This is a genomic window from Amaricoccus sp., assembly GCF_036846665.1.
Lineage (GTDB): Bacteria > Pseudomonadota > Alphaproteobacteria > Rhodobacterales > Rhodobacteraceae > Amaricoccus.
Genome location: NZ_DAIUBO010000199.1, coordinates 1 through 7200, shown reverse-complemented (window position 1 = coordinate 7200; position 7200 = coordinate 1). Strand labels below are relative to the sequence as shown.

At 68.0% G+C, this 7200-nt stretch carries 5 protein-coding genes; 4 read left to right on the top strand and 1 reads right to left on the bottom strand.

Features of this window, described 5'->3' with window-relative positions; translation table 11 throughout:
* Nucleotides 1-247: 247 nt before the first annotated feature.
* On the bottom strand, nt 248-1117 hold the full coding sequence (locus V7050_RS16285; protein ID WP_324367029.1) for an ATPase: 870 nt from the start codon (nt 1115-1117) through the stop codon (nt 248-250).
* A gap of 358 nt (nt 1118-1475) precedes the next feature.
* On the opposite strand from V7050_RS16285, the gene V7050_RS16280 reads away from it, so the two are divergent.
* Genes V7050_RS16280 through V7050_RS16265 form a run of 4 tightly spaced genes read left to right on the top strand, consistent with a single transcriptional unit; the run spans nt 1476 to nt 6938 of the window.
* Nucleotides 1476-3173: an arylsulfatase gene (locus V7050_RS16280; protein WP_324367018.1), complete on the top strand. Its 1698-nt coding sequence runs from the start codon at nt 1476-1478 to the stop codon at nt 3171-3173.
* Between the two features lie 55 nt (nt 3174-3228).
* Nucleotides 3229-4227, top strand: a complete 999-nt coding sequence (locus V7050_RS16275) for an HAD family hydrolase (protein WP_324367020.1) — start codon at nt 3229-3231, stop codon at nt 4225-4227.
* Between the two features lie 47 nt (nt 4228-4274).
* Nucleotides 4275-6017 (top strand): L-arabinonate dehydratase, encoded by a 1743-nt coding sequence (gene araD, locus V7050_RS16270; RefSeq protein ID WP_324367022.1) that lies wholly within the window; start codon nt 4275-4277, stop codon nt 6015-6017.
* 21 nt (nt 6018-6038) lie between these two features.
* On the top strand, nt 6039-6938 hold the full coding sequence (locus V7050_RS16265) for a dihydrodipicolinate synthase family protein (RefSeq protein ID WP_324367024.1): 900 nt from the start codon (nt 6039-6041) through the stop codon (nt 6936-6938).
* Nucleotides 6939-7200: the final 262 nt, after the last annotated feature.

The following is a 7200-nucleotide window of genomic DNA, read 5'->3' as shown; positions in this document are numbered from 1 at the left end:
GCCGTGCCATGATGGGCAAGCAGCGCCTTGTTTGCCGTGACGACGGCCTTTCCCGCCGCGATCGCCTTTTCGCAGAGGATCTTGGCAATACCGTCGGACCCGCCGATGACCTCGACCACCATGAACCCGCCGGTGACGGCCGCGGCGAGTCCCACGGCACGGGCATTCGCCGCGTCGCGGGGCGCCGCCGCGTGATGGTGGTGGCCATGCCAATGGCCGTGAGAATGGCCGTCGTGGGGGCGACCGGTCATTCCCGGCCGCGGCGGTCCAGCGCCGTCTGGATCAGCGCGTCGAAATCCTGGGGGTCGCGGACGGATGCGGCCTCCGCCGCCTCGACGGTCACGCCCCAGCGCTCCGCGATCGCCGCATAGCGCGGGAGCCTATGGGCCATGAGCGCGGTAAAGCCGTGACGGATGAAGGCATCGGGGTCCACCTCATCCTCGGCCAGTCCCTGCTCTGTGCGATAGCGCTGCCAAAGCTGCACGAGGAAATCCTCGGGGTAGTACATCGGCTTCGGCGCCCGGTCGAAGCGGGCGGCGAGATCCTCCAGATGCTCCTCGGTGCCGCGGATCCAGACGGGCAGGGTGGCGGAGACGAGGTCTTCGAGCACCGGATCCTTTGGGTCGTCCGGATCGACCACCTCGCAGAGCGAGCCGGAGGTGTCGCAGACGAAATGGTCGTAGCCGTAGAGATGCTCGGCCTTGCGGATGAAGAGGAGCGCGTCGCGCGTGGCCGCGATCTCGGCGGCGCGGTGCTGGCGCTGGCGCTGGAGATAATCCGCGAAGGGAATGCCGCCCTTCTCCGGGTCGCCCGGCTTGCCGAGATAGGTCGAGAGCGGGGCGAGGTTCGAGAAGGTGATGTTCGAGGCGATGTAGATCGAGTCCGAGCGCAGGAGCTCGCGCAGGAAGGGATTGCGCATCGCCTCGCGCTTGAAGTTGTCGACGATGTGCTCGCCCATGTAGCGGGTGCCGATGCGGAAATCGATCGAGTAGTGGAACCATTCGGCCTGGTCGCGCAGCATCGCGGCGATGCGGGTCTTGCCGAGGCCCGACATGCCGAAGAGTGCGACGCGCCGATGCGCCGCGCCGCGCCAGTCGGCAGAGGAGGTATAGACCATATGCGCCCCGATCCCGGACATCGCCGGCCTTGCTATCGACAGACATGCGGTCAGGCAAGGCGGGAGTCTTCGACAAGCCGGGGGATATGCGCTCCGCGATGTCGGGGGCCGCGGACGCGCCTCGTCCCGCGGCGGGAGATGCACCCGGCACGGGGCGTCAATGGTGACCGCGCCCTGCCGATCGACCGCGGACCCATTCAAGGCGACCCGGCATCGGATGGGGTATGGCGCCCGCAGCCACGGCCGGCCAGGGGGCGGGGCCTGCGATTTCGTGCTCCGGACTTGACGCGTCCCCCACGATATTCCACGACTTGCGCGTTCCGCGATCCAGTTTTCACATATTCGAAAGGATCAGGCCATGTCGGACAACGCACATGAGCACCCGGCCGGATCCCGGCTTGCTCCGCGCCTGTCGTTCTGTGCCTTCGCCGCATTCGCCATCGGCGCCGCAGCCGTCGCGCCCTCTGCCCATGCCCAGGCTTCGGCGGGCGATCAGAAGCCGAACATCCTGCTGATCGTCTCGGACGACACCGGCTGGGGCGATCTCGGCCCCTATCTCGGCGGCGCGGCGCGGGGCATGCAGACCCCGACCTTCGACAAGCTCGCCGAAGAGGGCATGGTCTTCACCAACTTCTACGGCCAGCCCTCCTGCACGCCCGGCCGCGCCGCGATCCAGACGGGCCGCATCCCGAACCGCTCGGGCATGACCACGGTGGCCTTCCAGGGTCAGGGGGGCGGTCTGCCGCATGCGGAATGGACGCTCGGCTCGGTGCTGAAGGAGGCGGGCTACAGGACCTATTTCACCGGCAAGTGGCACCTGGGCGAGTCGGATTACGCGCTGCCGAACGCCCAGGGCTACGACGTGATGAAGCACGCCTTCCTCTATCACCTGAACGCCTACACCTATACCGACCCGAAGTGGTTCCCGGACATGAGCCCGGAAATGCTGGAGATGTTCCAGCGCGTGACCAGGGGCTCGCTCTCGGGCAATGCCGGCGAGGAGGCGAAGGAGGACTGGAAGGTCAACGGCGAATATGTCGACACGCCCGACCAGGGCGTCGTCGGCATCCCGTACCTCGACGCCTACGTCGAAGGCGCGGCGATCGAGTTCCTCGAGGACGCGGCGCAGGATCCCGACACGCCGTTCTTCATCAACGTCAACTTCATGAAGAACCACCAGCCGAACCTGCCGCATCCGGACTTCGAGCATAAGTCGATTTCGAAGTCGAAATACGCGGATTCGGTGCTGGAGCTCGACACCCGGGTCGGCAACGTGCTCGCGAAGCTCGACGAGCTCGGCCTGGCCGACAATACGGTGGTCTTCTACACCGTCGACAACGGCGCCTGGCAGGACGTCTATCCGGATGCCGGATACACCCCGTTCCGCGGTACCAAGGGCACGGTTCGCGAGGGCGGCAGCCGGGTTCCCTCGATGGTCCGCTGGCCGGGCCACGTTGCGGCGGGTTCGAAGAGCGACGACATCCTCGGCGGGCTGGACCTGATGGCGACCTTCGCCTCGATCGCGGGCATCGAGCTGCCCGCCAACGACCGTGACGGTGAGCCGATCTATTTCGACAGCTACAACATGCTTCCGGTCTGGACCGGCAGCGGCGCGTCGGAGCGGGACAGCTGGTTCTACTTCACCGAGGATGAGCTGACGCCCGGCGCGGCGCGCGTCGGCAACTACAAGTACGTCTACAACCTTCGCGGCGATGACGGTGCGCAGACCGGCGGCCTCGCGGTCGATACCAACCTCGGCTGGAAGGGCGCCGAGAGCTATGCGGCGACCGTGCCGCAGGTCTTCGACCTGCTGCAGGACCCGCAGGAGCGCTACGACGTCTTCATGACCAACTTCACCGAGCATACCTGGACGCTGGTGACCGCCGGCGACGCCATCAAGAAGCTCATGAAGACCTACGTCGACTATCCGCCGCGGAAGCTGCAGAGTGAGGTCTATACCGGTCCGATTACCATCACGAACTACCAGCGGTTCCAGTGGGTTCGTGACCAGCTGAAGGAGGACGGCATCAGCCTGCCGATGCCGACCGGCAACTGACCCGGCTGCCGCGGCCTGGACATCGGGCCGCGGCACCGCAACCCGGAGATCGACCATGCGCCCGACGAGCTTCCTCGCCCTCGGCTTCACCACCGCTCTCGCCGCCCAGGCCTGGGGGCAGACTGACCCGCTGCCGTCCTGGAACGACGGCGATACCAAGACGGCGATCGTCGACTTCGTCGAGACGGTCACGAACGAATCGAGCGAGGATTTCGTCCCGGCGCCGGAGCGCATCGCCACCTTCGACAACGACGGCACGCTCTGGGTCGAGCACCCGGTCTATACCCAGCTCGTCTTCGCACTCGACCGGGTGAAGGAGTTGGCGGCGGATCATCCCGAATGGAAGGACACCCAGCCCTTCAAGGCGGTGCTCGACGACGACATGGAGGCGCTGGCCGCGTCCGGCGAGAAGGGGCTGACCGAGATCATCGCGGCCACCCATGCCGGGATGAGCACGGCGGATTTCGAGACGATCGTCTCGGGCTGGATCGCCAAGGCGAAGCACCCCAAATTCGACAGGCCCTATACCGAGCTCGTCTATCAGCCGATGCTCGAGGTGATCGATTACCTGCAGGCCAACGATTTCAAGACCTTCATCGTCTCCGGCGGCGGCATCGAGTTCATGCGGCCCTGGACCGAGCAGGTCTATGACATTCCGCCCGAGCAGGTCGTCGGATCCTCGATCAAGACCGAATACAAGGTCGTGGACGGCACGCCCGTCCTGATGCGCGAAGCCGCGATCAACTTCATCGACGACAAGGCGGGCAAGCCGGTCGGCATCAATTCCCACATCGGCCGCCGTCCGATTGCGGCCTTCGGCAATTCCGCGGGCGATCGCGAGATGCTGGAATGGACCGGCGCCGGCGAGGGGGCGACGCTGAAGGTGCTGGTCTTCCACGACGACGCGGACCGCGAATATGCCTATGGTCCGGCCGACGGCCAGCCCGACACCAAGATCGGCGCCTTCCCGCAGGATCTGATGGACGAAGCCAAGCAGAAGGGCTGGAACGTCATCAGCATGAAGGACGATTGGGCCAAGGTCTTCCCGGAGTGACGCCCCTGGGGTGACAGGAGGCCGGGACACTGCCGGGAAGCCAAGGCATGGTCGACACCAGGAAGAAGTGCCCGGAGCAGCTGCGCAGCGCCCGATGGTTCGCCCCCGACGACCTGCGCAGCTTCGGCCACCGCTCGCGCATGATGCAGCTCGGCTATGCCGAGGAGGAGTTCATGGGCAAGCCGATCATCGGCGTCCTGAACACCTGGTCGGAGCTGAACTCCTGCCACGGCCATTTCCCGGAGCGGGCGCGCGACGTGAAGCGCGGCGTGCTCCAGGCCGGCGGATTCCCGGTGGAGCTGCCGGCGCTCAGCGTCGACGAGAGCTTCCTGAAGCCTACCTCGATGCTCTACCGCAACCTGCTGGCGATGGAGGCCGAGGAGATGATCCGCGCCCATCCGCTCGACGGCGTGGTGCTGATGGGAGGCTGCGACAAGACGACGCCGGGCCTCGTGATGGGTGCGCTCACCGCCGGCGTGCCGATGATCTTCCTGCCGGCGGGGCCGATGCTGCGCGGGCATTACGCCGGGCGCGTGCTGGGCTCGGGCTCGGATGCCTGGAAATACTGGGACGAGCGGCGGGCGGGCAAGGTCACCGACGAGGAATGGCTCGGCATCCAGGGCGGCATCGCCCGCTCGGTCGGCACCTGCATGACCATGGGCACCGCCTCGACCATGACCGCGATCACCGAGGCGATGGGCCTAAGCCTGCCGGGCGCCTCCTCGATCCCGGCAGCCGATTCCGGCCATCGGCGCATGGCCTCGGCCTGCGGACGCCGCATCGTCGGGATGGTCTGGGAGGATCTGACCCCGGACCGGATCGTCACGGATGCCGCGGTGCGCAATGCCGCCATCGTCGCCATGGCCACCGGCTGCTCGACGAATGCCGTGGTGCATCTCATCGCCATGGCTCGGCGCGCCGGAGTCGGCCTGACGCTCGACGACCTCGATGCCCTCGGCCGCAGCACGCCGCTCATCGCCAATCTCCGGCCCTCGGGCAGGGACTACCTGATGGAGGATTTCTTCTATGCCGGGGGCCTTCGCGCGCTGATGAAGCGGCTCGAGGATCGCCTCGACACCTCCGTGATCACCGTCACCGGCAGGACGCTCGGCGAGGGGCTCGAAGGCGCGGAGGTCTGGAACGACGACGTGATCCGGCCGCTCTCGAATCCGGTCTATCACGAGGGCTCGCTCGCGGTGCTGCGCGGCAATCTCTGCCCGGACGGTGCGGTGATCAAGCCCGCCGCCTGCGATCCGAAATACCATGTCCACGAGGGTCCGGTGCTGGTCTTCGACAGCTATCCGGAGATGAAGGCTGCGATCGAGGACGAGACGCTGGAGGTCACGCCCGAACATGTGCTGGTGCTGCGCAATGCCGGGCCGCAGGGCGGGCCGGGGATGCCGGAATGGGGCATGCTGCCGCTGCCGAAGCGGCTGGTGAAGGAAGGGCTCCGCGACATGCTGCGCATCTCGGATGCCCGCATGTCGGGCACCTCCTATGGCGCCTGCGTGCTGCATGTCGCGCCCGAGAGCTTCGTCGGCGGGCCGCTGGCGCTGCTCCGGAGCGGCGACATCGTGCGGCTCGACCTGCCGAGCCGCCGGCTCGACATGCTGGTGGAGGCGGCCGAGATCGCCCGGCGCAGGGCCGCCTGGCGGGCGCCCGAGCCGCGCTACCGGCGCGGCTACGGCTACATGTTCCAGCGGCATGTCGGGCAGGCCAACGAGGGTTGCGACTTCGACTATCTCGCGCGTTCCTTCGGCCCGGCTGCCGGCGAGCCGGACATCCACTGAACGCAGTCGCTGGGGGAATTCATGGCATTCGATCTCGCCGCCAGGCTGACCGGCATCTCGGGCATCCTGGTCACGCCCTACGACGCGGCCGGCGACATCGCGCCCGGGAGGCTCGCGCCGATCATCGACCGCGCGCTCGGCGCCGGCGTGCACCTGCCGGTGGTCAACGGCAATACCGGCGAGTTCTACGCGCTGACCACCGACGAGGCCTGCACGATGGTTCGCGAGGTCGTCGCCATGGTCGGCAGGCGCGCGCCGGTTCTCGCCGGGGTCGGCCGCGGCATTCGCGACGCCTGCCGGCTTGCGCGCGCCTCGGCCGAAGCCGGTGCCGCCGCGCTGATGGTCCACCAGCCGCCCGATCCTTTCGTCGCGCCGCGCGGCACGGTCGATTACGTCAGGGCGGTCCGCGACGCCTCGGACGGGCTGCCGATCATGCTCTACCTGCGCAACGACGCGATCGGCAGCGGCGGCATCGCGGCGCTCTGCGCCTTGCCGGGCGTGGTGGGCGTGAAATGGGCGACGCCGAACCCGCTGCGGCTCGCCGAGGCCCGCGCCGCCTGCGATCCCTCGATCACCTGGGTCGGCGGCCTCGCCGAGGTCTGGGCGCCGCCCTTCTACGCGGTCGGCGCGCGCGGCTTCACCTCCGGGCTGATCAACGTCTGGCCGGAACGCTCGATCGCCATTCATGCCGCATTGGAGGCCTCGGACTACGGCCGTGCCCGTGACCTCATCGCCGGGATGCGGGTCTTCGAGGACATCCGCGCCGAGGAACTGGGCGGCACCAACGTCACCACGGTCAAGGCGGCGCTCCAGGCCCTGGGCCGGGACTGTGGCCCGACGCGGCCGCCCTCGGCCTGGCCGCTGAGCGAGGGCCAGCAGCGCCGGATGATGCGGTTCCTCACGGCCAGCGGCCTGATCTGAGCGGGGCGCGAGGACCCGTGCCCGGAGCCCCGGCCACCACGCCGCAAGACCGGCTGCCGCGGCGTCCCGATCACCCTGTCGTTGCCCCGGCTTGGCGCCCGCGCGGACAGATGGTAGGGACCATCCGCCCGTTCCCGAGGATCGACCCCCGACGAGCGGCGCGGCATTCCTTCGGTTTCTGGGGATTGCCGATCGGCTCGGAGAGTTGACGATGCGGGCGCCTGTCCTGAAACCAGCCGGAACCGGCGCCCATCCGGCCAGC